The sequence below is a fragment of the Lactobacillus sp. C449L genome, assembly GCF_059900815.1.
Genome location: NZ_JBWXGA010000002.1, coordinates 1 through 25,234, shown reverse-complemented (window position 1 = coordinate 25,234; position 25,234 = coordinate 1). Strand labels below are relative to the sequence as shown.

34 protein-coding genes are annotated in these 25,234 nt (G+C 36.5%); 28 read left to right on the top strand and 6 right to left on the bottom strand.

The window, feature by feature from the left end; genetic code table 11:
* Positions 1-5: 5 nt before the first annotated feature.
* The 15 genes from AC2JF9_RS03545 (at position 6) to rplQ (ending at position 7,287) form a co-directional block, all read left to right on the top strand.
* The gene (locus tag AC2JF9_RS03545; protein ID WP_046307561.1) at positions 6-191 is read left to right on the top strand and encodes a type Z 30S ribosomal protein S14; all 186 of its coding nucleotides are present in this window, start codon (positions 6-8) and stop codon (positions 189-191) included.
* Between the two features lie 22 nt (positions 192-213).
* Entirely contained in the window at positions 214-612 is a 399-nt protein-coding gene (gene rpsH, locus AC2JF9_RS03540; protein WP_500725424.1) for a 30S ribosomal protein S8, read from the top strand.
* Between the two features lie 24 nt (positions 613-636).
* Positions 637-1,167 (top strand): 50S ribosomal protein L6, encoded by a 531-nt coding sequence (gene rplF / locus AC2JF9_RS03535; protein ID WP_500725423.1) that lies wholly within the window; start codon positions 637-639, stop codon positions 1,165-1,167.
* 24 nt (positions 1,168-1,191) lie between these two features.
* Positions 1,192-1,548 (top strand): 50S ribosomal protein L18, encoded by a 357-nt coding sequence (gene rplR, locus AC2JF9_RS03530; protein ID WP_500725422.1) that lies wholly within the window; start codon positions 1,192-1,194, stop codon positions 1,546-1,548.
* Positions 1,549-1,564: 16 nt separating this feature from the next.
* Positions 1,565-2,071 (top strand): 30S ribosomal protein S5, encoded by a 507-nt coding sequence (gene rpsE, locus AC2JF9_RS03525; RefSeq protein WP_500725421.1) that lies wholly within the window; start codon positions 1,565-1,567, stop codon positions 2,069-2,071.
* Between the two features lie 13 nt (positions 2,072-2,084).
* Positions 2,085-2,270 carry a 50S ribosomal protein L30 gene (rpmD, locus tag AC2JF9_RS03520; RefSeq protein ID WP_500725420.1) on the top strand — a complete coding sequence of 62 codons (186 nt, stop codon included), beginning with the start codon at positions 2,085-2,087 and terminating at the stop codon, positions 2,268-2,270.
* A 23-nt stretch (positions 2,271-2,293) separates the two neighbouring features.
* Positions 2,294-2,734 (top strand): 50S ribosomal protein L15, encoded by a 441-nt coding sequence (gene rplO / locus AC2JF9_RS03515; RefSeq protein WP_500725419.1) that lies wholly within the window; start codon positions 2,294-2,296, stop codon positions 2,732-2,734.
* Positions 2,734-4,029 carry a preprotein translocase subunit SecY gene (gene secY, locus AC2JF9_RS03510; RefSeq protein WP_500725418.1) on the top strand — a complete coding sequence of 432 codons (1,296 nt, stop codon included), beginning with the start codon at positions 2,734-2,736 and terminating at the stop codon, positions 4,027-4,029. The genes rplO and secY overlap by 1 nt, the downstream gene beginning before the upstream one ends.
* Positions 4,030-4,039: 10 nt before the next feature.
* Positions 4,040-4,693: an adenylate kinase gene (locus AC2JF9_RS03505; protein WP_500725417.1), complete on the top strand. Its 654-nt coding sequence runs from the start codon at positions 4,040-4,042 to the stop codon at positions 4,691-4,693.
* Between the two features lie 68 nt (positions 4,694-4,761).
* On the top strand, positions 4,762-4,983 hold the full coding sequence (gene infA, locus AC2JF9_RS03500) for a translation initiation factor IF-1 (protein WP_103752392.1): 222 nt from the start codon (positions 4,762-4,764) through the stop codon (positions 4,981-4,983).
* A gap of 14 nt (positions 4,984-4,997) precedes the next feature.
* Positions 4,998-5,114 (top strand): 50S ribosomal protein L36, encoded by a 117-nt coding sequence (gene rpmJ / locus AC2JF9_RS03495; protein ID WP_003647815.1) that lies wholly within the window; start codon positions 4,998-5,000, stop codon positions 5,112-5,114.
* Positions 5,115-5,137: 23 nt separating this feature from the next.
* Entirely contained in the window at positions 5,138-5,485 is a 348-nt protein-coding gene (rpsM, locus tag AC2JF9_RS03490) for a 30S ribosomal protein S13 (protein ID WP_500725416.1), read from the top strand.
* Positions 5,486-5,510: 25 nt separating this feature from the next.
* Positions 5,511-5,894, top strand: a complete 384-nt coding sequence (rpsK, locus tag AC2JF9_RS03485; protein WP_034980403.1) for a 30S ribosomal protein S11 — start codon at positions 5,511-5,513, stop codon at positions 5,892-5,894.
* A gap of 45 nt (positions 5,895-5,939) precedes the next feature.
* Positions 5,940-6,878, top strand: a complete 939-nt coding sequence (locus AC2JF9_RS03480) for a DNA-directed RNA polymerase subunit alpha (RefSeq protein WP_500725415.1) — start codon at positions 5,940-5,942, stop codon at positions 6,876-6,878.
* 25 nt (positions 6,879-6,903) lie between these two features.
* Entirely contained in the window at positions 6,904-7,287 is a 384-nt protein-coding gene (gene rplQ / locus AC2JF9_RS03475; RefSeq protein ID WP_500725414.1) for a 50S ribosomal protein L17, read from the top strand.
* Positions 7,288-7,389: 102 nt separating this feature from the next.
* Here the strand turns inward: rplQ and AC2JF9_RS03470 are convergent, their stop codons facing one another.
* Positions 7,390-7,521 carry a hypothetical protein gene (locus AC2JF9_RS03470; protein ID WP_500725413.1) on the bottom strand — a complete coding sequence of 44 codons (132 nt, stop codon included), beginning with the start codon at positions 7,519-7,521 and terminating at the stop codon, positions 7,390-7,392.
* Between the two features lie 190 nt (positions 7,522-7,711).
* On the opposite strand from AC2JF9_RS03470, the gene AC2JF9_RS03465 reads away from it, so the two are divergent.
* The 7 genes from AC2JF9_RS03465 (at position 7,712) to AC2JF9_RS03435 (ending at position 12,534) form a co-directional block, all read left to right on the top strand.
* Complete coding sequence (locus AC2JF9_RS03465; RefSeq protein ID WP_500725412.1) at positions 7,712-8,563, top strand: energy-coupling factor ABC transporter ATP-binding protein; 852 nt, start codon at positions 7,712-7,714, stop codon at positions 8,561-8,563.
* On the top strand, positions 8,539-9,384 hold the full coding sequence (locus tag AC2JF9_RS03460) for an energy-coupling factor transporter ATPase (RefSeq protein WP_500725411.1): 846 nt from the start codon (positions 8,539-8,541) through the stop codon (positions 9,382-9,384). Before AC2JF9_RS03465 ends, AC2JF9_RS03460 begins: the two co-directional genes overlap by 25 nt.
* A 4-nt stretch (positions 9,385-9,388) precedes the next feature.
* Complete coding sequence (locus tag AC2JF9_RS03455) at positions 9,389-10,186, top strand: energy-coupling factor transporter transmembrane component T family protein (RefSeq protein WP_500725410.1); 798 nt, start codon at positions 9,389-9,391, stop codon at positions 10,184-10,186.
* Positions 10,186-10,977: a tRNA pseudouridine(38-40) synthase TruA gene (gene truA / locus AC2JF9_RS03450; RefSeq protein WP_500725409.1), complete on the top strand. Its 792-nt coding sequence runs from the start codon at positions 10,186-10,188 to the stop codon at positions 10,975-10,977. The genes AC2JF9_RS03455 and truA overlap by 1 nt, the downstream gene beginning before the upstream one ends.
* A gap of 100 nt (positions 10,978-11,077) precedes the next feature.
* Positions 11,078-11,521 carry a 50S ribosomal protein L13 gene (gene rplM / locus AC2JF9_RS03445; RefSeq protein WP_500725408.1) on the top strand — a complete coding sequence of 148 codons (444 nt, stop codon included), beginning with the start codon at positions 11,078-11,080 and terminating at the stop codon, positions 11,519-11,521.
* A gap of 13 nt (positions 11,522-11,534) precedes the next feature.
* Entirely contained in the window at positions 11,535-11,930 is a 396-nt protein-coding gene (gene rpsI, locus AC2JF9_RS03440) for a 30S ribosomal protein S9 (protein WP_500725407.1), read from the top strand.
* A gap of 241 nt (positions 11,931-12,171) precedes the next feature.
* Entirely contained in the window at positions 12,172-12,534 is a 363-nt protein-coding gene (locus AC2JF9_RS03435; protein ID WP_500725406.1) for a DUF6176 family protein, read from the top strand.
* A gap of 302 nt (positions 12,535-12,836) precedes the next feature.
* Here AC2JF9_RS03435 and AC2JF9_RS03430 read toward each other — a convergent pair whose 3' ends face one another.
* From AC2JF9_RS03430 to AC2JF9_RS03415, 4 genes are all read right to left on the bottom strand, one after another.
* Positions 12,837-13,466: an SdpI family protein gene (locus AC2JF9_RS03430; RefSeq protein ID WP_500725405.1), complete on the bottom strand. Its 630-nt coding sequence runs from the start codon at positions 13,464-13,466 to the stop codon at positions 12,837-12,839.
* Positions 13,459-13,731: an autorepressor SdpR family transcription factor gene (locus tag AC2JF9_RS03425; RefSeq protein WP_500725404.1), complete on the bottom strand. Its 273-nt coding sequence runs from the start codon at positions 13,729-13,731 to the stop codon at positions 13,459-13,461. Before AC2JF9_RS03425 ends, AC2JF9_RS03430 begins: the two co-directional genes overlap by 8 nt.
* 437 nt (positions 13,732-14,168) lie before the next feature.
* On the bottom strand, positions 14,169-15,431 hold the full coding sequence (locus AC2JF9_RS03420; protein ID WP_500725403.1) for an ABC transporter permease: 1,263 nt from the start codon (positions 15,429-15,431) through the stop codon (positions 14,169-14,171).
* Positions 15,431-16,111: an ABC transporter ATP-binding protein gene (locus AC2JF9_RS03415; protein WP_500725402.1), complete on the bottom strand. Its 681-nt coding sequence runs from the start codon at positions 16,109-16,111 to the stop codon at positions 15,431-15,433. The genes AC2JF9_RS03420 and AC2JF9_RS03415 overlap by 1 nt, the downstream gene beginning before the upstream one ends.
* A gap of 256 nt (positions 16,112-16,367) precedes the next feature.
* On the opposite strand from AC2JF9_RS03415, the gene AC2JF9_RS03410 reads away from it, so the two are divergent.
* The 4 genes from AC2JF9_RS03410 (at position 16,368) to AC2JF9_RS03395 (ending at position 19,408) form a co-directional block, all read left to right on the top strand.
* Positions 16,368-16,682 (top strand): PadR family transcriptional regulator, encoded by a 315-nt coding sequence (locus tag AC2JF9_RS03410; RefSeq protein WP_500725401.1) that lies wholly within the window; start codon positions 16,368-16,370, stop codon positions 16,680-16,682.
* Positions 16,675-17,319 (top strand): DUF1700 domain-containing protein, encoded by a 645-nt coding sequence (locus AC2JF9_RS03405; RefSeq protein WP_500725400.1) that lies wholly within the window; start codon positions 16,675-16,677, stop codon positions 17,317-17,319. The genes AC2JF9_RS03410 and AC2JF9_RS03405 overlap by 8 nt, the downstream gene beginning before the upstream one ends.
* Positions 17,320-17,321: 2 nt before the next feature.
* Complete coding sequence (locus AC2JF9_RS03400) at positions 17,322-18,194, top strand: DUF4097 family beta strand repeat-containing protein (protein ID WP_500725399.1); 873 nt, start codon at positions 17,322-17,324, stop codon at positions 18,192-18,194.
* Positions 18,195-18,334: 140 nt separating this feature from the next.
* Complete coding sequence (locus tag AC2JF9_RS03395; protein ID WP_500725398.1) at positions 18,335-19,408, top strand: S66 family peptidase; 1,074 nt, start codon at positions 18,335-18,337, stop codon at positions 19,406-19,408.
* A 323-nt stretch (positions 19,409-19,731) separates the two neighbouring features.
* Here AC2JF9_RS03395 and AC2JF9_RS03390 read toward each other — a convergent pair whose 3' ends face one another.
* Entirely contained in the window at positions 19,732-20,061 is a 330-nt protein-coding gene (locus tag AC2JF9_RS03390) for a helix-turn-helix domain-containing protein (protein WP_500725397.1), read from the bottom strand.
* 235 nt (positions 20,062-20,296) lie between these two features.
* On the opposite strand from AC2JF9_RS03390, the gene AC2JF9_RS03385 reads away from it, so the two are divergent.
* Both AC2JF9_RS03385 and AC2JF9_RS03380 read left to right on the top strand, forming a co-directional pair.
* Positions 20,297-20,497 (top strand): helix-turn-helix domain-containing protein, encoded by a 201-nt coding sequence (locus tag AC2JF9_RS03385; RefSeq protein WP_500725396.1) that lies wholly within the window; start codon positions 20,297-20,299, stop codon positions 20,495-20,497.
* Between the two features lie 551 nt (positions 20,498-21,048).
* A partial coding sequence (locus tag AC2JF9_RS03380; protein ID WP_500725395.1) for a DUF1542 domain-containing protein occupies positions 21,049-25,234 on the top strand: 4,186 nt, incomplete at its 3' end.

Here is a 25,234-nt window from a genome sequence, read left to right as displayed (position 1 = left end):
CACTAATGGCTAAAACATCACAAAAAATTAGAAATCATCGTCCTGCTAAGTTCTCTTCACGCGAATATACTCGTTGCGAGAGATGTGGTCGTCCACACTCCGTTTACCGTAAATTTGGCTTATGCCGTATTTGCTTGAAGGATTTAGCTCACAAAGGTCAAATCCCAGGTCTTAAAAAGGCTAGTTGGTAATACGGTTAGGAGGATAGCATAAATGGTCATGACAGATCCGATCGCAGATTACTTGACTAGAATTAGAAATGCCAATATGGCAAAGCATAGTTCAGTTGAAATTCCTGCATCAAACATTAAAAAATCTATTTCAGAAATTTTGAAACGCGAAGGCTTCATCCGTGATTACGAAGTTACTGATGACAACAAGCAAGGCGTTATTAAGATCTTCTTGAAGTATGGCCCAGACGGAGAGCGTGTCATTTCAGGCTTAAAGCGTATTTCTAAGCCAGGACTTAGAAATTACGTTAGCGCTGAAAACTTACCTAAAGTTCTTAACGGCTTAGGTATTGCCATCGTTTCAACTTCTGCTGGTGTAATTACCGATAAAGAAGCAAGGCAAAAAGACGTTGGCGGCGAAGTTGTCGCTTACGTTTGGTAATTCTGACAGAAAGGAGAACAATCAATGAGCCGTATTGGTTTAAAAACAATTGAAGTCCCAGATAATGTCACAGTTACCAAGGAAGGTGACAATATTACCGTTAAGGGACCAAAGGGTGAATTAACTAGATACTTCGATCCAAAGATTACTTTCAAACAAGAAGATGGTAAAATTAACTTTTCTCGTTCAAGTGAAAGTGATAAAGCACTTCACGGTACCGAAAGAGCTAACTTAGCATCAATGGTTGAAGGCGTAGTTAATGGCTACAAGAAGACTTTGAAGTTAATCGGTGTTGGTTACCGTGCTACTGTGCAAGGTAATAAGCTAACTTTAAATGTTGGCTACTCTCACCCAGTCGAGATGACTGCACCAGAGGGAGTTTCTGTAAAAGCTGCTTCAGCAACTGATATTGAAGTAGAAGGTATTTCTAAGCAAGACGTTGGTCAATTTGCTGCAGAAATCCGCGATGTACGTCCACCTGAGCCTTATAAAGGTAAGGGTATTCGTTACACTGACGAATATGTACGTCGTAAAGAAGGTAAGACAGGTAAATAGTAAATAAATTTTTGAGGTGAAATTGTGATTTCAAAACCAGATAAGAATAAAATGCGCTTAAAGCGTCACAAACGTATTCGTGGAAAAATTTCTGGTACTGCTGAGCGCCCACGCTTAAGTGTTTTCCGTTCAAACAAAAACATCTACGCTCAATTAATTGATGACGTAGCGGGTGTAACGCTAGCAAGTGCCTCATCTTTAGATGATTCTGTAAAGGGATCAGCTAAAGTAGAACAGGCTGAAGCTGTTGGTAAGGCAATCGCCGAAGCAGCTAAGGCTAAAAACATTACAAATGTTGTGTTCGATAGAAGTGGTTACCTATACCACGGCCGTATTTCAGCATTGGCAGACGCCGCACGTGAAAACGGATTAGATTTCTAGGGAAGGAGAATAATACATGGCAAACCGCAACGATTCTCGTAATAATCGCAGAAATAAAGACGACATCGAAGATCAGTTAGTAGCAATTAATCGTGTCACCAAGGTTGTCAAGGGTGGACAACGAATGAGATTTGCTGCCTTGGTTATCGTTGGCGACAAAAAAGGTCGTGTAGGCTTTGGTACTGGTAAAGCTCAAGAAGTTCCAGAAGCAATCCGTAAGGCCGTTGAAGCTGGTAAAAAGAACATGATTAGTGTTCCTAAGGTTGGTACTACCATTCCGCATGAAGTAATTGGTCACTATGGCTCAGGTAATATTTTGATAAAACCTGCTCCAGCTGGTTCTGGTGTTGCTGCCGGTGGTGCCGTTCGTATCGTTATGGATATGGCTGGTATCGCAGACGTTACTTCTAAGTCACTTGGTTCGAACACTCCAATCAATGTTGTTCGCGCAACTATTGATGGTTTAAAGAAACTAAAGACTAGTGAAGATGTTGAAAAACTTCGTCACGCAGATTTAGATTAGGGAGACTATATAAATGACTGAATTAAAAGTTACTTTAATTAGAAGTGCTGCGCACCGTCTACCTAACCAACAAAAAGTTGTTAAAGCTCTTGGCTTAGGTAGAATTAATAGCACAGCAACTCTACCGGATAACGCCGCTACTCGTGGTGCATTGATGAAAATTGCACATTTGATCTCAGTTGAAGAGATCAACAAATAATTAATTGAGGAGGTGCCGAATTAATGAAGCTTCATGAATTACATGCTGCTGAAGGTTCACGCAATACTAGAAAACGTGTTGGACGTGGTACTTCAAGCGGTCACGGTAAGACTTCAGGCCGTGGACAAAAGGGACAATTATCCCGTCAAGGCGGTCACACTCGCTTAGGTTTTGAAGGTGGTCAAATGCCATTATTCAGAACTATGCCTAAGCGTGGATTTAAGAATGTTAACCGTAAAGAATATGCAATTATTAATTTAGACGACTTAAACAAGTTTAAAGAAAATGACGAAGTAACAATTGCAAGTTTGAAAGAAAACGGTTTGGTAAAGAAAGAATTATCAGGCGTTAAGTTACTCGCTAATGGCGAGTTAAAAGTTAAGTTAAACGTAAAGGTTAACAAAGTTTCCGCCGCTGCTAAGAAAGCAGTTGAAGATGCTGGCGGATCTGTTGAGGTGATCTAATGTTTTCGACCTTGAAGAACGCCTTTAAGGATAAAGAAATTAGAAATAAGATTTATTTTACTCTCTTTATTCTTTTGCTTTATCGCATTGGAGCTAACATTACTGTTCCAGGTGTCAATGCAAAAGCGATTACTCAAGTTGCACAAACTGGTTTAGTTCCAATGTTGGACACTGTTTCTGGCGGTGGACTAGATAATTATTCGATTTTCTCTCTTGGAGTATCCCCTTATATTACAGCGCAAATAGTTATTCAACTTTTGCAAATGGATATTGTTCCTATATTAGTTGAATGGGGGAAACAAGGTGAAGTTGGTCGGCGTAAAACTAACCAACTTACAAGATGGCTTGCATTATTTGTAGCATTCATTCAGAGTATTGGTATCACGCTTGGTTTCAACGCTTTGACTGAAATGGGGCTAGTTAAGTCTCAAACAGTACAAGGATACTTCGAGATTGCAATTATTATGACAGCTGGTACGATGTTGCTCAACTGGTTAGGTGATGAAATCACTGACAAAGGGCTGGGCAACGGTGTATCTGTGATTATTTTTGCAGGTATTATCGCTCGTCTTCCGCGAGGAATATACCAGTTATTTAAAGATGAAATTATCAATAATAGTGCGACTGATCGTTGGAAGGGAATTTTGTTCTTCATCGCGATTATTATTGCAATAATTCTTGTAACACAGTTTGTTACTTGGGTTGAACAAGCAGATCGTCGTATTCCAATACAATATACTAGACGAGCAACTACAAGTGGCTCAGAAAGTTTCCTACCATTAAAAGTCAATGTTTCTGGTGTTATTCCAGTAATTTTCGCTAGTTCGTTTATTGTTACACCGGCAACAGTTTTAATGGCCTTTCAAAGATCTCAAGGCGATCAAGAATGGTATAAAATAATGACTACCATTTTCAGTATGCAAACTACACCTGGAGTTATAATTTATACAATTTTGATTGTATTATTCACATTCTTTTATGCTTTTGTTCAGGTTAATCCTGAAAAGCTGGCAAAGAACTTGCAAAAGCAAGGTGCGTATATTCCTAGTGTTTGGCCAGGAAAAGATACGCAAGATTATGTTTCGAAGTTGTTAATTAAGCTATCAACTGTTGGTTCAGTATTTTTAGGCTTGGTAGCATTGCTACCTCAACTTGCTACTAACATCTTTAACTTGCCAAGTTCAATTGGGCTTGGCGGAACTAGTCTGCTGATTGTGATCGGAGTTGTCTTAGAGCTATCTCGTCAAATTAACGGTTTGTTAATGAAGAGAGAATATGTTGGATTCATCAGATAGGAACGAATAAATGATTAATTTATTTCTTTTAGGTTTGCCAGGTGCTGGTAAAGGAACAGTATCAGAGCAAATTGTTGATAAATATCATCTAACTCATATTTCAACTGGGGATATGTTTAGAGAAGCAATGGCTAACGAGACTAAAGTTGGTCTTGAAGCTAAAAGTTATATTGACAAAGGTGATCTGGTCCCAGACGAAGTAACTGCCAGATTAGTTGAAGAGCGGTTAGGACAACCGGATATCAAAGAAGGCTATATCTTAGATGGTTTTCCAAGAACAATAGTTCAAGCTGAATTATTGGAAAAAATTACCAAGCGGATGAACATGCCCTTAACTAACGTAATCTCACTTGAGGTTAAGGAAGATACTTTGGTCAAACGTCTATCAGCCCGCTTTATGTGTAAAAATTGTGGTGCAACATATAACAAAATCACAAAAATGCCGAAAGTAAAGGACACATGTGATCGTTGTGGCAGTCATGAGTTTTACCAACGTGAAGATGACAAACCTGAAGTAGTTAAAAATCGTTTACAAGTTAACGAAAAGATGAATGAGCCTTTGAAGGACTATTATAAGAAGAATGGAATTCTCACTGTTGTTAATGGTGAGCAATCTCCAGACAATGTCTTTGAGAGTATTGACGCGGTTTTAAGTAAAAAGTAAAAATTTGTTTATTTTTTTATCCGTGTTATAATTTCAAAGTATGACTGTTTAAATGCGGAGGAACAGCTTTGGCAAAAGATGATGTCATTGAAGTAAAGGGTAAAGTTATTGATACTTTACCTAATGCTATGTTTAAGGTTGAATTGGAAAATGGAGCAGAAATTTTAGCACACGTTTCTGGGAAAATCAGAATGCACTATATTCGTATTCTGCCTGGAGACCGTGTTACTGTTGAACTTTCTCCTTACGATTTAACAAAAGGTAGAATTACTTATCGGTTTATAAAATAATAACGGAGGGAAACATGAAGGTTAGACCATCTGTTAAACCAATGTGTGAACATTGTAAGATTATTAAAAGACATGGTCGTGTAATGGTTATTTGCTCTGCGAATCCAAAACACAAGCAGCGTCAAGGTTAAAAATAAAATAGGAGGTGCAATTTATGGCACGTATTGCTGGTGTTGACTTACCAAGAGATAAAAGAATAGTTGTTGCTTTAACATATATTTATGGTATTGGTGAACCAACAGCTCAAAAAATTTGTGCGGATGCTGGTGTTTCTGAAGACATACGTTCAAAAGATTTGACTCCAGATGATCAAGAAAAACTTCGCGCAGAAGTTGATAAGTACCGTGTTGAAGGTGACTTGCGTAGAGAAGTCAGCATGAATATCAAACGGTTGGTTGATATTGGTTCTTATCGTGGTATGCGTCACCGCCGTGGACTTCCAGTTCGTGGACAAAATACCAAGAATAATGCCCGTACTCGTAAGGGTAGTAAGAAGAGATAAATAAAAATTACAAGGAGGTTTATTGATGCCTAAAACAGCACGTAAGCGTCGTGTGAAGAAGCACGTTGAAAAAGGCGTAGCTCATATTCATTCTACGTTTAATAATACTTTAGTCATGATTACTGACGTTCAAGGCAATGCAATTGCTTGGTCTTCAGCAGGTGCATTGGGCTTTAAGGGTAGTCGTAAGTCTACTCCATTTGCTGCGCAAATGGCCGCTGAAGCTGCAGCCAAGAGTGCAATGGACCAAGGCATGAAGCATGTAGAAGTTTCTGTTAAGGGTCCTGGTGCTGGTCGTGAATCTGCAATTAGATCACTTCAAGCTACTGGTCTTGAAATCACTGCGATTAGAGATGTTACACCGGTTCCCCACAATGGTTCTAGACCACCAAAACGTCGTCGTGTTTAATTTTGTTCTTAATGAAGGACGTTGCGTTTTGAAAGGGGCCTAGTAATGATTGAATTTGAAAAACCAAATATTACCGTTGTGGACCAAGAGAAGTCTTATGGTAAATTTGTTGTTGAACCACTTGAACGAGGCTTTGGTACTACTTTAGGTAACTCATTACGTAGAGTTTTACTTACTTCTATTCCAGGTACAGGACTTGTTTATGTTCAAATTGATGATGTCTTGCACGAATTTTCAACCGTTTCAGGTGTTAGAGAAGACGTTGCCAAGATAATCCTAAATCTGAAGAAGCTGGAATTAAAATCTTTTTCAGACGAACAGAAGATTATTGAGTTAGATGTCGAGGGTCCAGCAGCTGTAACTGCTGATGACCTTAAAGTTGATTCAGACATTCAAATCTTAAATCCTGATCAGTATATTTGTACTATTGCTGAAGGTGGACACTTGCACATGCAGATTGCTGTTAAAAATGGTCGTGGCTACGTTGCAGCAAGTGAAAATAAGAGTGAAGATATGCCAATAGGAGTTATTCCAGTTGATTCCATTTTTTCACCAATTAAAAAGGTTAATTATCAGGTGGAATCTACTCGTGTTGGTAAAAGAGATGATTTCGACAAGCTCACTTTAGAGATTTGGACTGATGGTTCAATCAAACCTAATGACTCCCTTAGTTTTGCTGCTAAAATTTTGGTAGCGCACTTTAAAGTGTTTGAAACTGCTGATGCAAATACCCAATTCAATGACGTTATGATTGAAAAAGAAGACGATACTGCTGAGAAGAAGCTTGAGATGACAATTGAAGAGCTTGACTTATCTGTTCGTTCATACAACTGTCTTAAACGCGCCGGCATTAACACTCTGCAAGAACTGACTGATAAGACAGAAGCAGACATGATGCGTGTGCGTAATCTAGGACGTAAATCATTGGAAGAAGTTAAAAACAAATTAGCTGACTTGGGACTTTCACTTCGTCAAGAAGATTAATTGATAAATAAAAGGAGGTAAACTGATGGCATACCGTAAATTAGGTCGCGATAGTGCACATAGAAAAGCAATGCTCAGAGAAATGACAACACAGTTGATCATGAATGAGCGCATTGTTACAACTGAAACACGTGCAAAAGAAATTCGTAAAACTGCTGAAAAGATGATTACTTTAGGCAAACGCGGTGATTTAGCTGCAAGAAGAAAAGCTGCTACTTTTGTACGTAATGAAGTTGCTGATATTCATGAAGAAGAAGATGCAGTAGTTGTTAAATCAGCATTGCAAAAACTCTTTAGTGATATTGCACCTCGTTATAAAGACCGTAATGGTGGTTACACCAGAATTTTGAAGCTTGCCAAAGCTCGTAAGGGCGACGGAGCTCCAATGGTTATTCTTGAATTAGTATAATTTGTAATAACCTAAACTTAATAGCTATTAAGAATTATCCACGAAAGTGAGAATAAGCGCTAAGATGATGACGAAAGTTTAGTCTAGCTTAGATAATGAAAATTATCCCTCTTCGTGGGTGATTTTTTTTACTCTTTTTGTTAACGAAACTAGTGTTTCTTTTTTGAAAGGTTGCAATGATTGCTCTTTTTTGCGTAATAACTCACTGCTATATTTCTTCTTGGTCAGGGTCACGAACTTGTTTCCATAGAAGAGAAGCAACTTACATCGGCTTTGAATATTGTTGACTTTGCTTTGTTATACATTTTACCAAGTAAACATATCAAATTTAGACTAATAAGAATATATTTATTCGCCATTATCTTAATTTATTACGAGGTCTTTTTTTGGTACAATTGAATCAGACTTTAAAGAAGGTGGGCTCATGACTAAAGAAAGTATAATAAAAATTAAAAACATTAGTTTTACATATCCTGAGTCCGACTCGCCAGCAATTGATAATATCAGTTTTGAAATTAAGAGGGGTTCTTGGACGTCAATTATTGGTCATAATGGTAGTGGTAAGTCGACCATTGTCAGATTAATCAATGGCCTATTGGTTCCGGATGAAAACGATGACTCTTATATTGAAGTCGATGGTACAAAACTTGATGATAATAGTGTCTGGGATATCAGAGATAAAGTTGGCGTAGTGTTCCAAAATCCGGATAACCAGTTTGTTGGCGCAACTGTTGCTGATGACGTAGCTTTTGGATTAGAAAATCGAGCCATACCGCGAACAGAAATGCTAAAGCTCGTTCCCGAAGCTATTGGAGCCGTTGGCATGACGGAATATGCTCATACCGAGCCAGCTAACTTGTCTGGTGGACAAAAGCAGCGTGTAGCAATTGCAGGAATTTTGGCAATTAAACCAAAGATTATTATTTTAGATGAAGCAACTTCAATGTTAGATCCAGAAGGACGCGATAAAATTCTTAACATTGTGCGCCAGATGAAAGACGAATATGACCTAACGGTTATTTCAATTACTCATGACATTGATGAAGCTGACATGGCGGATAGTGTAATTGTGATGAATGACGGGCAGCTGATTACGCAGGGGTCGACAAAAACCGTTTTTAGTCAGGCAAAATTATTAAAGAGTCTAGGCCTAGATATTCCGTTTTTCCTCCAAATTAAGGAAGCACTAATCCGAGATTCGATTGAGATTCCAGAAACAATTGATTCAGAAAAAAAGTTGGTAGATTACTTATGTCAATTAAATTCGAAAATGTAAGTTATACATATTCTCCTGGGTCTCCACTTGAGAAAAAGGGATTAGAAAACGTTGACTTTGAGTTGCAAGATGGCTCATTCACAGCAATTATCGGTCACACCGGCAGTGGCAAATCGACTTTGATGCAACACTTTAATGCTTTACTTAAGCCAACAGCAGGTCAAATTCATATTGCCGGAACAACAATATCTCCGGAGATTTCCAACAAAAATCTTAAAGGACTTAGAAGCCATGTTAGTTTGGTATTTCAGTTCCCAGAATCTCAGTTGTTTGAGACTACGGTTCTCGATGATATTGCTTTTGGCCCTAAGAATTTTGGCTTTAGTGATAACCAAGCTAAAGAAAGTGCTAGGATATGGTTAGAAAAGGTTGGCTTACCGGAAAAACTTGGCACAAGGTCTCCTTTTGAATTGTCTGGTGGACAAATGCGTCGTGTTGCTATTGCGGGGGTTATGGCATATGAGCCGGAAATACTTTGCCTTGACGAACCAACTGCAGGCCTTGACCCTCAGGCTCGTAAGCAAATGATGAATCTCTTTTCTGAGTACCAAAAAGCTGGTCATACGGTTATTTTAGTTACCCATAATATGGATGATGTTGCTAATTATGCCGATGATGTTTTGGTTATGGAGCGTGGTAAGCTGATTAAGCACGCCAGTCCAGTAAAAGTGTTTCAAGACCGGGATTGGTTGAAAATGCATCACCTTGAGGAACCAAAAGCGTCGCTTTTTGCTGCCCAGCTTAAAAATTTCACCTTTACTAATCCACCATTGACCCGTGCAGAATTAGTTGCGAAAATAGAGCAAAATCTAAAGGGGTGATACTGTGAGTAAAATTCTAATTGGTCGCTATATTTCTGGTGATTCACTCATTTATAAAATGGATCCTCGGGGGAAGTTGCTTGCCACTATTTTCTTTATTTTAGTCATTTTCATGGCTAACAACCCAGTTTCATATGCAATTATCGTGGCCTTTAGTATAGTAGCCGTAGCGGCCACAAAATTGAAACCCCGGATTTTTTGGGATGGAGTAAAACCAATGATTTGGTTAATCTTGTTCACCTCCTTTTTACAGCTTTTTTTCTCAGTTGGCGGAAAAGTTTATTGGCAGTGGACAATTTTTGCTGTGTCAAGTTACGGCATAACTAATGCAATCTTTATTTTTATTCGGTTTACTGTCATTATTCTTATTTCAACAGTAATGACAGTAACAACGATGCCCTTAGAAATTGCTGATGCAATCGAATGGCTTTTAACTCCATTAAAGTGGGTTCGTGTACCAGTTGATAAAATTGCACTAGTGATGTCAATTGCATTAAGATTTGTACCGACTTTATTTGACGAAACGTTAAAAATTATGAATGCCCAACGTTCACGTGGCGCCGACTTTAATAATGGCGGTCTGATTACACGCGCTAAAGCCATTACGCCCCTTTTAGTACCCCTTTTTATTAGTTCACTTGAAACAGCAATTGACTTGTCAACTGCTATGGAATCGCGTGGGTATCATGGCGACCAAGGAAGAACAAAGTTTAGAGTACTAAAATGGTCTAAATATGATTTGTGGAATTTAGGCTACTTTGTAATTTTAATTGCGCTATTATTAGTTTTTAGGACACATTAATGAATACTAGATATAAAATGACACTTGCTTATGATGGACATTTATTTCATGGCTTTCAGTCCCAGCCACATCAGCGTACCGTTCAGGGCACGATTGAAGCAGCTTTGAAAAAAATGACCAAAGGCAAGGAAGTACCAATTGAAGGTTCTGGACGAACTGATGCTGGTGTTCATGCTTTAGGGCAGGTTATTCATTTTGATTATCCGGGAAATAAAATTCCAGCTGAACGAATGATTTGCGCTCTTAATTCGATTATGCCACTTGATATTGTTTTTAAAAAGTGCGAAATTGTTGATGAGCACTTTCATGTGCGCTACAGCGCAAAGGGAAAATGGTATCGTTATCGAGTGAGTCTTGATCATTTTGTTGATCCTTTTAAGCGCTTTTACACTGGTCATTATTCATACCCAGTTGATGTGAATAGAATGCAAAAAGCTGCAAAAGATTTACTTGGCAGCCATGATTTTACTAGTTTCGCTGCCAGTGGGGGACAAATAAAAAACAAAGTGCGTACGATGTATTACGTTAATGTGATAAAAGACGAAGAGGCAAATGAAGTCATCTTTGACTTTATTTGTTCAGGCTTTTTGTACAACATGGTTCGTATTTTAGTCGCAATGTTGCTGGAAATCGGGAACGGCAAACGATCAGAAGAAGATATTCCACGGGTAATTGAAGCAAAAGACAGAGAACAAGTGCGTGAAACGGCACCAGCAAATGGTTTGTATTTGTACCATGTTTTTTATGGTAACATTCCAGAAAAGTATCGCTTGGATAGCGAAATATATTGACAAATAAGACAAAAGGACGTATTCTATTATGGTATGTTTGTCCACGATAGGCCCCGGAAACTTATTGTATTCAAACAACGTATAAACGGAGGAAATTAAATTGCGTACTACACAATTAGCAAAACCTAATGAGATTGAACGTAAGTGGTATGTTATTGACGCAACAGACATAGCTTTAGGCCGTCTGTCTACTGCAGTAGCAACTATCTTAAGAGGTAAGAACAAGCCTCAATATACACCAAATGTTGACACTGGTGACAACGTTATTATTATTAACGCTGCCAAGCTTAAGTTAACTGGTAAAAAGGCTACTGACAAGATTTACTACCACCACTCTGGTTCCCTAGGTGGCATTAAAGCCACTCCAGCAGGTGAATTGCTTGCTAACAACCCAGTTAGATTAGTTGAATTGTCAGTTAAGGGTATGCTTCCAAAGAACACGCTTGGACACCAACAGTTCATGAAGATGCATGTTTATGCCGGTGAAGATCACAAGCATGAAGCACAAAAACCTGAAAAGTTAGACATCAATAAATTAATCTAGGAGGTTATCATAAATGGCACAACAAGTCGCATATGCAGGTACTGGTCGGCGTAAAGATGCTGTTGCTCGTGTACGTTTAGTACCAGGCACTGGTAAGATTATTGTTAACAACAAAGATGTTGACCAATACATCCCATTCCCTAACTTAGTTAAGGATTTGAAACAACCATTGACTTTAACGGAAACTGAAAATCAATACGATGTTAAAGTTAACGTTAATGGTGGTGGTTTCTCCGGTCAAGCGGGAGCAATCCGTTTAGGTATTGCCCGTGCTCTTCTTGAAATTGACCCAGATTTCCGTGGCCCATTAAAGAAGGCTGGTTTCTTGACTCGTGATCCAAGAATGGTCGAAAGAAAGAAACCAGGTCTGAAGAAGGCTCGTAAGGCTTCACAATTCAGTAAGCGTTAATTACACAACAATTTGTTGGCAATCAATGCTAAAAAACTATTTGGTTATTTTGAAACAAGCAAATCGATCGAATTTGTTTTCTAGACATCAGCATCATGCTGATGTCTTTTTTATTTAGTAAAATATTATGGATTTTGTTCATGCTATAATTCTTTATTAAGTAGCTTAATGTTATACAGGAAAGTAAGTAGAATAGTTGATTTATTAAAGTACCGATTAAGCAAATTAGAGGAGAAACTAAATGGCACAAATCGAATTAACCCGTTTTAGAATTAAAAAGGGTAAAGAAGAAAAGGCACAAGAGTGGATGGACTTTTTAAATACTCATCATAGCGATACTGTTGCAACGATGGCTGGAGAGAAGATGCATGTTGAAACAGTTTTTAAAGAAAAAAATCCTGATGGTTACACCTACTTTTATTGGTACTCAATTCAAGGTGAGGGAGGCATATATGTGGAAGATTCAGAAAGTTATATTGATAAAAAACATAATCAATATTGGGAAGAATGTATTGACGCGGACTACCGTCCAGTTGACATGAAAGTGGAGCAAAGCTTAATTGCTCCCGCAATCGCGAAATTGATTATTGATTCTGAAAAGTAAAGAAAAGAATATGTTGATATACAAAATAAAAAGCAGAAGTCTCAAAAAGCTTCTGTTTTATATTTCTATAATTATTATTCACAGCGTAACTCAGCGATTAGACCTAATTTAATTGAAAAACTTTTTAAACTGTAAAAATTAGTTTTGTCTACTTGCTCATCACATTTGGTATTTGTTTTATGAAAATTAAACTACCAACAATTTTTTGTTTTTAATATCTTGGTATTTAAATTTAAGAACCGCATGACAAAGCGGTTTTTTCATATTTTTCAAGATGGATTTAGTCAGCAAAAAATAAATATCTAAATATTTTTTCTACTTAAACAATATGAGTAAATTGTCGGAATAAGAACACTTAACACAATTATTACAAACATAATCCAAATATTGCTTAAGATAGAAGTTATAAAAAGTGCAAAACCACTAATAACGAAAATCCAGCCTGCTAGCCTATGTGTTTTTTGCCAGTTAACCTTACTTGCCAGAGTCCAAGGCAGACGGATGCCTACCGTATTATTTGGTTTGGTTTTAGGTAGATAATTGCCAAAAATGATAAATATTACCCCAAGAAGTGCGTTAGCGATAATTGACATTTTAAGTTTATAACCCAGCGCAACTCCATAAATGGTTAGGTAACTCACATTTGCAACAAGAGGAATAATCCAACAAGACACGTTAATCATCCTAAAGTTAGTATTTTTATTAGTGCGTGTTAACAAAGTAAACAAAAGTAATTGCAAAAATAGCAGTAAAATTGGAAATACAAAAACAACCATGGGTTTGGAATCAAATCGGTTTGCTAAGCCGGTTAAACCGAAATGTACAGCAATTTTTTGGGGGAGTTCTTTATACAAAAATAGACCAGTTATCAAAGGAAGTAACGTTATTAAACTAGTAGTTATTTTTGTTTTACGAAGAATATTTTCAATCATTTTTATTTCCTTTCAGACCAACTAACCAAGACATTATTTCTTCAACAATAGAAACATTAAGTGAGTAATAAATAAAATTCTTATCTTTTTCTTTGCTAATTAAATCAGCTTTATTAAGAACACTTAGGTGATATGAAATTGTAGCTTGCGTCATGTCAAAATGACTTGCAATTTCTCCTGCAGACATTTGACCATTCTTTAGCAGCTGCAAGATATGTCGACGAACTGGATCTGCCAAAGCCTTGAAACTGGTTTCGAAGCTCATATTTTCTCCTTGTTATTTAGATAAATATCTAATTAGATACTTATCTAAATAATAACAGAACTTTTTCTAAAAGTAAATCTTGGACAGTCTAAAAAGTCCAAGTTACGGAAGATTAGATTAAATGACAGAGAAATAAAGTCAAACCTAAAAACAATTTCTTACAAGTTTATATAAGAAATTGTTTGGTAAACGAAATTGCCAATACAAATTCAATTCCTTCGGTTTAATGTTACATTTTTATCAACTGTAGCTGTAATCCTTACGATGTGCATAAACTCAACCTCACTAATTCGGAGTTAAAAACAATCAAAAAATATTGATCGACTTTCAGTAATAAGTTGAGGAAGAATAAAACGAACAAGTTAATTACTGACTATTTTTAAAATAAAAAAGCGCAGAAGTCGCTTTCGACTTTTGCGCTTTTGTGATTGTCATCTTTATTCGTAACGTAATGCAGTAATTGGATCAAGTTTAGCGGCTCGACGTGCAGGAAGTGTACCTGCTAAGAAAGTGATTAGACAGATAATCAAAACAATCATTAGACATCCACTCAAGTTGAATTGAACTAGGGTAAAGCCATCCATTCCTTTAAGGAAACTTTTGGTGGCGACTTGATTTAGCACTTGTCCAATGCCCATTGCACTTAGCAGTCCAAGAAGTGAACCAATCAGGCCAATCAAGATTGCTTCACAACTGAAAATTGAGAAGACTTTACCGCCACTAAGGCCAAGTGCTTTCATCAAACCAATTTCACTAGTTCGATCACGAACCGACATATAAAGGGTGTTAATCACGCCAAAACTAGCGGCAATTAATGCAATTGCACCAAAGATGATAAGAACCCCAGTTGCAGCATTGAAAGTTTGGAATACTTGTTTTACTGCATCTTTTAAAGTTTGAGCATCGAACCCTTTGTTGCTTAGCGCGTTTTCAACTTTAGCAATTTTATCATCGCTTTTGCTGGTTGGAGTAGCAATTACTTGAACATAGCGGTCCTTTAAAGTTTTGGGTAAGCCAGCTTGGTTAGCAGCGACAATTTTGTTGTTTAATCCTTGACTATAAACTGATTGACCGCTGTTGACCATGCTATCATTGCGAATGCCAACAATTTTAGCAGAAATGACATTTTTCTTTTTAGTAATTGGAGAAAAGACAACCAAATTAACATCATGATTAGTAGCGTGACGAGGAGTTCGATAGCCGAATGCTTTGGCCATTTCTTTAGTTAATAATATTTCGCAATCCTTGCCACTAGTTGCTACTTGACGACCAGCTTGTAAATCGTATTTGATACCGAGTGTTACCTGAGCGTTGATTAAATACTTTGTTTTACTTTTACCTTGAGCATACTCTACATTACTATCTTTTAGGGCTTTAATATCTTTTAGTCCTTTGACTGACTTGATCCTTTGAACATCCTTTTGGCTCATCATTCCATCAGCATTTTGACTGGATTTTTTAGTACTGTACTTTTGCGCACCTGAAGTACTACTTGAGTACTTCGGACCGATAATCATTTGCTCAGTATTGCCGACATTACCGATTTGTTTGTTTAGATAATTGTTAACTCCAGAGTTAATGCCTAGAGTGATACTAATAGTCAGCGATCCAATCAGTACAGCAATAATAGTCAAAAATGTACGGCCTTTATTGTGCCATAAGTTTGTTGCTGCCGAGTTTAAAATATCACGTAATTTCATTACCTGTCTCCTTCAACTACTAAACCATCTTTGATTTGAATTTGTCGTTGGCATTTCTTGGCCAAGTCTGAATCATGAGTAACAATAATTAAAGTTATGTTTCTTTCATGGTTCAATTTGAACAAAATATTTTCAACCATTTCACCAGTATTGGAATCAAGATTTCCAGTTGGTTCATCAGCAAAAATAATTTGTGGTTTGTTTACAAGGGCTCGAGCAATACAAACACGCTGCTTTTGGCCACCAGAAAGTTCACTTGCTTTATTGTTAGCTTTGTTTTCAAGTCCGACAGCGTTAATTGCATCTAAAGCCAGCTGTTTGCGGTTTTTACCAGTTATACCAGCTATTTTTAGTGGCAGCATTACATTATCAAGTACACTATCTTGACTATTTAGGAAAAATTGTTGAAAAACAAATCCAAAAGTCTCGTTTCGCAGTTTGTTAAGTGATTTTTGCGCTATTTTGACAGTTGGTTCTTTATTTAGTAAGACGTCACCTGAAGTAGGGTGATCAAGTAAAGCAATGATATGCATCAAGGTCGATTTTCCCGAACCGCTTTTGCCAACAATTGCAATCGATTCTCCTTTGTCGATACTTAAACTAATTCCGCCTAGTGCATCAAATTTGGTTGCGCCTTTACCATACGTGCGCGTCACATCACGCGTTTCTATTAAACTCATTTTTAGTAATCTCCTTCAGTAATACTGTTTTATTGATATAATACACTATAATTAGAGAAATGCAATATGTTTTTAATGGGTTAGAAAATTTAGATTCTCGATTCTTTTTTAAAAGCATTCTAATTGACTTGCCCGTAATAGTAGAGGTCTGCGGTTGATAGTAACTTTTTAATTTAGCCCAAAATTATTTACTTGCATTGCCTATATTGTTGTTCTACAATATTATATATAATATAATATTGGCGAAAGGAATAATATGGCAATTCAGATTCAAACACGCCTACTTGACGGTACAGTCTTGTCTTTAATCGATCGCGAAAGTCTTTACGGTTACGTCTTGACTCAGCAAGTTAAAACAGTTTTTAACGTTTCCGAGTCAACGATTTATCCGGTATTACGTAGATTAAAAAAGGACCAGTACTTAGTCACTTTTGATAAACCATACCAAGGGCGCAACAGACGATATTATCAAATCACTGCTGCTGGTCGAGAAGAATTACAAGCAATCAGAGAAGAATGGAACAACTTCAGTGAAAAAGTTGATCAAATTATGGGAGAAGAAAATGAATAAAGCAGTTGATAAATATCTTAACGAATTAAACAATTATTTAAGTAGTCTTCCGCAAACTGATCGGCAAGACGTAATTGAATTTTATCAAGAACTTATGCTTGATGGGAATTTTCAAAACGAAGCGGCGATTGTAAAGGAATTCGGTACTTCGAAACAATTGGCGTATAAGATTCAGGCGGATTATTCTGCTACTGATAACTTCAGTGATAGTAAAAACGTAAAAGAAACTTCGCGTTCAAATTTAAAAAGCATTTGGTTGATTATACTTGGTGTTTTAGCAGCTCCAGTCGGAATACCACTGGCAATTGCTACTGTTGCAGTTATGATAGCGATACTGATTGCATTTTGTGCTATCTTTATTGCTTTTGCTGCAACAATCACACTACTATTCATTAGCGGTATTTACATTTTTGTTAGAACGTTTGGATTATTATTTTCTAGCAATTGGGCAACGGGAATCTTCTATGTAGGCATAAGTATTGCCCTAATCAGTGTTGGGCTTTTACTGTTTCCACTAATCATAAGGTTTATTCGTTTCTTGATTGCCGAATGTGCCCAATTTTTCCGGCATATAGGAAGAAGAGTATTCAAAGAGCATTATTTCAAAACTAGTTCAACGCTAAGCACGGAGGAATAACAATGAAAAAGTTTTATCAATTTAGTTCATTTGGGCTGATTATCGGTTTGCTTTTGATATTAGTTGGCTGGGCCAATAATGGTATAAAAACAGTAGTTGCTAACGACAATAATACAACTTTTACGGTAGTCGACGGAAAGGCTCACACAAAAAAATTAACTGATCAAACGGACATGAATGAAATAGAAATAAATGTTCTGGATTCGGATGTATATATCCATAATGGGAATCAAAACAAAGTAACTGTTACTTGTATTAATCCAGGTGCAATTAAGGCGCGCGTCTCTAATAAAAAGTTGATTATTTCTGGAACAACCCCAGTTGGTATTGTTTTGAGTGAAACCAACTCAAAAATCGACATTTCAGTTCCAAAACATATGAAAAAAATTATACTTGAGGCTGGAAGTAATTCAGGTAACATTACTGTGGAAAATTTTAAAGCTAGTTTTGTTGTATTAATGAGTTATACGGGAAAAATTAATGTTACAAACAGTGATGTTGCGAGCTCAGTGCTTAATACTAAGAAAGGGCAATTAATAACGGTCAATAATTCAAATTTGGGTTACAGTGATATTGAAATGAAAGGTGGCCAACTGAAAATTAAAAATAGTCGTTTAAGAGCCAATGCAAGAACTACTTCAAGTAATATAACTGTTACTAAATCTAATCTCTTTGGTAATAGTTCGTTCAATATGAAAAAAGGTGGCAACTTTAAAATTAGTGATTCGAACCGGTTAAGTTACCAATTGTCCTCTTTTAATAGAAAAGAAATTAAATATCATGATTCAAAGCCGCGCGGTCGCTTCAGCAAAAAAAGTTCAAGTAAAAATTCTCTACGGGTTAATAATGATGATGGCGCAATTGTAGTTAAATAGTGTAAATAAAGGGACTGCATTTGCAGTCCCTTTTTATGTGTTTTGTTATAGCCAATTGACATTGTTACTGTGAAATTGCATAATTCAATTAATTTAATATTTCGTTTTATTTAATTTACTTATAAGAGGAGTAGATAATAATGAAAAAACCTCGTCAATTAAGCAAAGGCGATAAAATTGCAATTGTTAGCTTATCTCAAGGCACATTAGGAGAAGACTTTGCAGCGCACCAACGCAAATTGGGTGAACAACGCATTATGGAATTGGGTCTTAAGCTAGTGTATATGCCAAACGCGCTTAAGGGCATTACCTATTTAGAAAAACACCCTGAGGCACGTGCTGCTGATCTTAAAAACGCGTTTTTAGATCCAGAAATCAAGGGCATTATTGCCGCAATTGGTGGTGACGATACTTATAGATTATTGCCTTTTTTGATGGATGACGAAGAGTTCAAAACAGCTGTCATTAAGCATCCAAAGTTATTTACTGGTTTTTCTGATACTACAATCAACCACCTGATGTTTTATCGAATAGGAATGCAAAGTTTTTACGGCCCAAGTTTTCTAAATGATTTAGCGGAAATGGATCTAGATATGCTGCCTTATACCAAAAAAACGCTCGAGCATTTTTTTGAGAACTCGGGAGTAACAGAAATTTCGGCTAGCAAAACTTGGTATGAAGAAAGGACAGATTTTTCAGCTCTTCAGGTTGGAAAACCCCGTGTTAAGCATCAAGACACAGGCTACAAAGTCCTAAGAGGCCGCGGAAAAGTTCAAGGCCGACTATGGGGCGGCTGTATTGACAGCTTATATGATGGTTTAGTGGGGAATAGGTACTCCGATGAACCTGATGTATTTGCTCACTATCATTTGTTTCTAAAACCTGAAGAAGCTAAAGATAAGCTGCTTTTTATTGAAACATGCGAAGAATTACCGACACCAGACTTGTTTCGGCAACAGTTATTAAAGCTTGCTGAGATAGGCATTTTAGGTAATGTTAAAGGTATTCTTGTGGGCAAGCCACAAAACAAAAAGTATTTTGAAGAGTATCAGGCGGAGTTATTAAAAGCGACCACAAAATATCAAACACCAATTTTATATAATATTAATATTGGTCATGCCTATCCTCATACTGCGCTGCCATATGGAGCGTTGGCTCAAATTGATTTTGAAAAACCAAGTTTCAAGATTTTGGAACCTTGGTTTGCCGAGTAACTAATTTAATAGCAATAAAAAGTAGTTCAATTATTTGAACTATTTTTTATTGCTCAAATTATCTAAATCTTTCTATATGAAAATAAAAAGTAGACGATTATGTGTAATAGAAAATTACCGATTATGACTATATAAGCCAGACTATACTGATTTATTTTTAAATGAACACAAGTTTATAACTATAAAAAGTAAAGATATAACTCTATTTGAATAGTCCATCAATAATTTGAAAACTCGCTCAAATTATTTGCAATCGAGTAATTAATAAAAGCTATAATTTTAAAAATTCTTTTTAGTTAACATACTAGATTTTAGAGTCATTCTTAGTCTTCTGTATTGAGAAAATCGTACTCCATGAGCTTTCGAATAATTTCAAGATACTCGTCAGGAACACGATGTCCATGATATGAAAAAAAAATACTATCATTCGATATATCAACGCTAAATTTTTGATCAAGTTTGTTACTTTCGCCTAATAAGTAATCAGTAGAAACATCAAGAATGTTTGCAACTTTAGTTAAGGATCGAATAGAAGGCCTCATATTTTTCCATCGATATATTGAATTTTCTCCTATATTAGCTTTCCTAGCTAGTTCTTTTACAGAGATATTCCTTTCCTTTGCTAATTCACAAACTCGGGTGTAAACACTCATATAATTCGCCATCCAAAAAATATCAAAAGTGATTGTATTTATGCTTGAACACTATCGTTTGTGGTAGTATAATTTGAGTAGTCCAAGTTTGGACAGCATAAGTATTTTCACAGTAATACGTTTTATTTTATAAGAAAACCAAGTTTTGTTTTGGGAAAGACCCGGTTTTCTTATTTCTAAATGGTATCACTTGTGGTAGCGAAAAACAAAATTTTTAGTTTGTTTAGAAAGAGAGATGAGTAATGTGGGTGATTTTATTATTGATAAAATCTTACCTTTAGCAAAAGAAAGAGGCGAAACCCTTAAAGAAATCGGCAAAAACTCTGGTGTTGGCGAGAATTCAATATACAGATGGAAGGTTGTAGAACCAAAAATATCGAGTATTAGAAAAGTTGCTAACTATTTAAGCATTAACTATAAGACTTTACTGCCGTAATAAAGGTACAAAGGTAAACAAATTAATTACAAGCAAAAAAGAATCAAGAATATATCATATCAAATATGTGATTAAGTAGACTTAACAGCAGAGTTTTTAAGTTATCTACAGACAATTATTTTAAGTTCAGTTGAGTTTTTGAACTTAACATACAATGAATAATTGAATGGGTGGAGTCTGGTCTAATAGTACTTCGTGCATCTTAAGAAATAGATTGCTTATTCATTTAATTGAAAATTCCAAAATGTGAATTAGTAGAATGTAAAGTAACCAACAAATTTAATTTGACGGTAGTATTGTTATATCATTGTGTGCATATTATGTGAGCTTTAAAACAGATCGCTAATTCAGTCTGTATTTTAAACATAGTCAATTCATTTTTTAGTCTCAAGCATATAGCACTATTTAGGGTGGATTTTTAATTGATTAGATGTTTCTTTGATCAATCTTGTTTTCATTTGATGGCAGAAATGGAGTGTGTTTAGTATTTTAAGAAGTACATTTATGAAAAAAGTAAGAGCATAACTGTTAAATGCACAAGCTAGGTGGTTGTGAGCAAACCATCATTTTTAGAATTTAAATTAGTAAATAGTGAAATTATAAAGGAAAGTGGTGTAATTTTGAAAAAGAACAATAGAAATAACCTAATTGAAGATGTAAAAAATACAAATTACAAAATGCATAAGAGTAAAAAAGGGTGGTTAATTAGCTATTCTTTATTAACTTTTATGGTAGGCGGTCTGTTTTTTGGTAATTCTTCAACTCAGGAAGTAAAAGCTGCTGATTTTGAAACTCAAACTAGTCAATCTAGTGAATTTACGAAGGCCGATCAAGTTAGTCAAGACAAAGTTGAAAAGAGTTCAGTTGACGAAGCAAAGCAAACGGCAATTAGTAATTTAGAGAATAGAGCAGCTAATGTAAAACAAAGAATTAATGCTGATTCAAACTTAAGTAGTGTTAACAAAGCTGAACAGACTAACAAAGTTGACACTGTCGTAAGTGATGCAAAAGATAAAGTAAGATTTTTAGACAATTTAGCAGATATTAACGCTACAGTAGAAAGTGCATATTCTAGCATTGATGCCAGTTATCAAGCTGGAGCAACTAGAGCTTCCAGTAAAGGTAAATCAGTAACTACTAAAAAGTTTAAAGCTAAGAAAAAAGTTTTATCAAGCTACTCTAATTTAAATTCGTTTTTAAAGAGCAGTTCAAATCAAGATAGTTCGAATCAGAAAGCTAATGAAGAAAATAATAACACCTTAGAAAAAGAAAATCTAGTTAGAAGTAATGAATCAGATACTGTCGATACAAGAGTTGACAATTCATCTGTAGCTGTTGCTTCTGATCCAGATAATGGTCGTACCGAATTTAATGGTCAAGTTGGAAAAGAAGTTAAAAATTCTACTTCAGTTGATATCCCAACGCCTGACCAAGTTTTACATCCAGATAGATACAAAACTAGGGTAAAAAATGTTACTGACGCTGCTAGTTTTAAGGCGGCGTGGGAAGACGAAACAGTAACGTATATTAACTTATTGAACAATATTGATATGGGTTGGACACCAATGCTGCACAGACCAGGTGGAGGAAGTACAGTTATTGATGGTCATGGCTATGAATTCAATTTGAATATTGGTAATCTTGGCTATGAATCAATCTTGTCGAACAATAAAACCACATTAACATTAACCAATATTAACTTTATTATGGGTGTTGGCAATGATATTGCAAATGACAAGCGTGCGTTAGTATACACTGCCGATGGTGATGGATTAACCGTCAATTTTAATAATGTAACTTTGGGAACCCATGAAAATAACGCCCTTAAGCCTAATGGAAAACTTGTTAATGGTCCCAATATGGCTATCTCAGCAAACAATGCATGTGTTAGGTTCTCAGGAAAAAATGAGTTCTATATTACTAAAGAAGTTACTTATGGCGTAACAAAGGTTGAGATTTGCAATAATAGCTCTGTTAAAATGCAGAGATTAGCAGGTTCAACTCAGAGTGGCCAGTACTTTTTTGATCATGTAAATACTGATGAAAATTCAGTAGGTTATGGTAATACCTTTACTATGGGTAATGGCTCTACAAATGAAGCTTATACTCTTGGTTCAAATGTAAGTAATTTCCCAGTTTTATCTCAGTACATTAATGGTATGAATGTTGGAGATAATGTTACTTGGAAGCAAGGGGGATACTACTGGTTCTTAGACGGAACCATGGCCGGAGAATCTAACCGTGATGCTCAATTTAATTTTGGACAGAACTTTGATTTAGAATACGGTGATGCATATCGTCCTAATGCTATTAATTTATGGGGTAATCAAAAAGCAACCTTTGGTGCTGGTACAAAATTTGATATTAATCAGAGATATACTGATCCTCCTCAAAATGACTCAGTAATATTAGTTAAAGATAATTCATCTGTTATCTTTAATTCGCCAAATCTACTTCACTTAGCTGTTAGAAATAATCCGGGGCAACCGGTTTCATCTGCTACAGGAGTAGTTTCTGGATCAGGTAAAGTAATTATCACCAATTCAAGTATTAAATCTTGGAATGGTAATGATTCTTCAGACTACAATATTAATGGCGATGCAGCTGGTAGATTTGTTAAAACTGTTATTCAAAATGGTAGAGCTACTGTTGTTGACCGAAGTGGAGCTTCTTCTACGTCAAACCTTGTCACACCACAAACTCGAGAAATACAAGCTATAACCACTCCGGTTGGAGAAGTAGCAGTTCAATATGTAGACCAAAATGGTAAGAACATTGGTACTCCAATTGCTCTTAGTTTAGATCCGAATGCTTATGTTGGTCAAGAATTACCGCTTAACACTTCAGACATTGTTACTGCAAACATGCCACGAGGGTATATGTGGGCTTTAGGAAAGCAAGTGTATTCTGGAGCTAAAAGCGATAAGCAACAAGGTGGAGACCCAACTTTAGATGCCGACAATGGTAATGCTGAAGGACAAGCAAACATTGGAATTGTTCCAATGCAGGGTGTAAAATATACATATAAAGTATATGTATATGGAACAAAACAGAATGTAAATTACCAATATGTCGATGTTAATCATCCAGATCGTGTTTTAACTTCATCACTTTCTGGTGCCACCGGAAATGAATCTGCCGGAAACCTTGTTCCAGCTAACTTTGGTAACACGATTGACTGGACCAATAGATACTATACTGAGGACCATGTCCCAGTGGGATATCATTATGCGAATGGTGCAGCAAATCAACCAACAACAACTGTTGTGTCTGAAAATAATCCATTGGTAACTATTTATGTTGAGGGTAATAGTCAAACAGTTACTCCAAAATATAAAGATATGGCTGGAAATGCCGTTGTTCCTAAGAGTTCTAATCAAATTCAAGGAATAACCGGACAATCAGTTGCTATTCCAACTGCACCAGAAGTAGACAATTTTGCATTTGATCATGTTACTTTAAATGGTAGAACTGTTAATGTGGGTTCTGAATTTGAACTGGCAAATGGAACTGATGAAGTAGTATATGTTTACCATTCATTAAGTGTTGACAAAGCCCCAGCTAAAGCGGCTATCGATGATGCAGCAACCAAGGTAAAAGGCGAGATTGATGCCGATACAACTTTGACTGACGCTGAAAAGACAGCACAGAAAGCACAAGTTGATGCTGATGCAACAGCTGCTAAGAATAATATAGATAATGCTACTGTTGCTAGTGAGGTAGTTAAAGCTAAAGATGACGGGATCAGTAAAATAAATGCTGATCATGTTGCGGGCAAATCACTATCAGATCAAAAAGTTGAAGCTAAGACAGCTATCAATAATGAAGCAACCAAGGTAAAAGGCGAGATTGATGCCGATACAACTTTGACAGACGCTGAGAAGACAGCACAGAAGGCACAAGTTGATGCTGATGCAACTAGTGCAAAGAGTTCAATTGATGCAGCAGCTAATGCGCAAGGAGTAAAGGATGCTAAGGAAGCAGGTATTGCCAAGATCCAAGGCGACCATATTCCAAACACTACAACGTTAGCTGACCAAAAGAGTGCAGCCAAGACAGCTATCAATAATGAAGCAACCAAGGTAAAAGGCGAGATTGATGCCGATACAACTTTGACTGACGCTGAGAAGACAACTCAGAAGAATAACGTTGATGCTGATGCAACTAGTGCAAAGAGTTCAATTGATGCAGCAACAAATGCGCAAGGAGTAAAGGATGCTAAGGAAGCAGGTATTGCCAAGATCCAAGGCGACCATATTCCAAACAGTACAACGTTAGCTGACCAAAAGAGTGCAGCCAAGACAGCTATCAATAATGAAGCAACCAAGGTAAAAGGCGAGATTGATGCCGATACAACTTTGACAGACGCTGAGAAGACAACTCAGAAGAATAACGTTGATGCTGATGCAACTAGTGCAAAGAGTTCAATTGATGCAGCAACAAATGCGCAAGGAGTAAAGGATGCTAAGGAAGCAGGTATTGCCAAGATCCAAGGCGACCATATTCCAAACAGTACAACATTAGCTGACCAAAAGAGTGCAGCCAAGACAGCTATCAATAATGAAGCAACCAAGGTAAAAGGCGAGATTGATGCCGATACAACTTTGACTGACGCTGAGAAGACAACTCAGAAGAATAACGTTGATGCTGATGCAACTAGTGCAAAGAGTTCAATTGATGCAGCAACAAATGCGCAAGGAGTAAAGGATGCTAAGGAAGCAGGTATTGCCAAGATCC

Bases quoted from the DNA above. Each gene is read 5' to 3' on its own strand.
- AC2JF9_RS03505 (WP_500725417.1), top strand. From the start codon at position 4,040: ATGATTAATTTATTTCTTTTAGGTTTGCCAGGTGCTGGTAAAGGAACA.
- AC2JF9_RS03395 (WP_500725398.1), top strand. From the start codon at position 18,335: ATGAAAAAACCTCGTCAATTAAGCAAAGGCGATAAAATTGCAATTGTT.
- AC2JF9_RS03410 (WP_500725401.1), top strand. From the start codon at position 16,368: ATGGCAATTCAGATTCAAACACGCCTACTTGACGGTACAGTCTTGTCT.
- rpsH (WP_500725424.1), top strand. From the start codon at position 214: ATGGTCATGACAGATCCGATCGCAGATTACTTGACTAGAATTAGAAAT.
- AC2JF9_RS03390 (WP_500725397.1), bottom strand. From the start codon at position 20,061: ATGAGTGTTTACACCCGAGTTTGTGAATTAGCAAAGGAAAGGAATATC.
- rpsE (WP_500725421.1), top strand. From the start codon at position 1,565: ATGGCAAACCGCAACGATTCTCGTAATAATCGCAGAAATAAAGACGAC.
- AC2JF9_RS03460 (WP_500725411.1), top strand. From the start codon at position 8,539: ATGTCAATTAAATTCGAAAATGTAAGTTATACATATTCTCCTGGGTCT.
- AC2JF9_RS03465 (WP_500725412.1), top strand. From the start codon at position 7,712: ATGACTAAAGAAAGTATAATAAAAATTAAAAACATTAGTTTTACATAT.
- AC2JF9_RS03430 (WP_500725405.1), bottom strand. From the start codon at position 13,466: ATGATTGAAAATATTCTTCGTAAAACAAAAATAACTACTAGTTTAATA.
- rplF (WP_500725423.1), top strand. From the start codon at position 637: ATGAGCCGTATTGGTTTAAAAACAATTGAAGTCCCAGATAATGTCACA.
- rplO (WP_500725419.1), top strand. From the start codon at position 2,294: ATGAAGCTTCATGAATTACATGCTGCTGAAGGTTCACGCAATACTAGA.
- rpmD (WP_500725420.1), top strand. From the start codon at position 2,085: ATGACTGAATTAAAAGTTACTTTAATTAGAAGTGCTGCGCACCGTCTA.
- secY (WP_500725418.1), top strand. From the start codon at position 2,734: ATGTTTTCGACCTTGAAGAACGCCTTTAAGGATAAAGAAATTAGAAAT.
- rpmJ (WP_003647815.1), top strand. From the start codon at position 4,998: ATGAAGGTTAGACCATCTGTTAAACCAATGTGTGAACATTGTAAGATT.
- rplQ (WP_500725414.1), top strand. From the start codon at position 6,904: ATGGCATACCGTAAATTAGGTCGCGATAGTGCACATAGAAAAGCAATG.
- AC2JF9_RS03425 (WP_500725404.1), bottom strand. From the start codon at position 13,731: ATGAGCTTCGAAACCAGTTTCAAGGCTTTGGCAGATCCAGTTCGTCGA.
- truA (WP_500725409.1), top strand. From the start codon at position 10,186: ATGAATACTAGATATAAAATGACACTTGCTTATGATGGACATTTATTT.
- AC2JF9_RS03385 (WP_500725396.1), top strand. From the start codon at position 20,297: ATGAGTAATGTGGGTGATTTTATTATTGATAAAATCTTACCTTTAGCA.
- AC2JF9_RS03435 (WP_500725406.1), top strand. From the start codon at position 12,172: ATGGCACAAATCGAATTAACCCGTTTTAGAATTAAAAAGGGTAAAGAA.
- rpsK (WP_034980403.1), top strand. From the start codon at position 5,511: ATGCCTAAAACAGCACGTAAGCGTCGTGTGAAGAAGCACGTTGAAAAA.
- rpsI (WP_500725407.1), top strand. From the start codon at position 11,535: ATGGCACAACAAGTCGCATATGCAGGTACTGGTCGGCGTAAAGATGCT.
- AC2JF9_RS03415 (WP_500725402.1), bottom strand. From the start codon at position 16,111: ATGAGTTTAATAGAAACGCGTGATGTGACGCGCACGTATGGTAAAGGC.
- AC2JF9_RS03400 (WP_500725399.1), top strand. From the start codon at position 17,322: ATGAAAAAGTTTTATCAATTTAGTTCATTTGGGCTGATTATCGGTTTG.
- rpsM (WP_500725416.1), top strand. From the start codon at position 5,138: ATGGCACGTATTGCTGGTGTTGACTTACCAAGAGATAAAAGAATAGTT.
- AC2JF9_RS03545 (WP_046307561.1), top strand. From the start codon at position 6: ATGGCTAAAACATCACAAAAAATTAGAAATCATCGTCCTGCTAAGTTC.
- AC2JF9_RS03405 (WP_500725400.1), top strand. From the start codon at position 16,675: ATGAATAAAGCAGTTGATAAATATCTTAACGAATTAAACAATTATTTA.
- AC2JF9_RS03420 (WP_500725403.1), bottom strand. From the start codon at position 15,431: ATGAAATTACGTGATATTTTAAACTCGGCAGCAACAAACTTATGGCAC.
- AC2JF9_RS03480 (WP_500725415.1), top strand. From the start codon at position 5,940: ATGATTGAATTTGAAAAACCAAATATTACCGTTGTGGACCAAGAGAAG.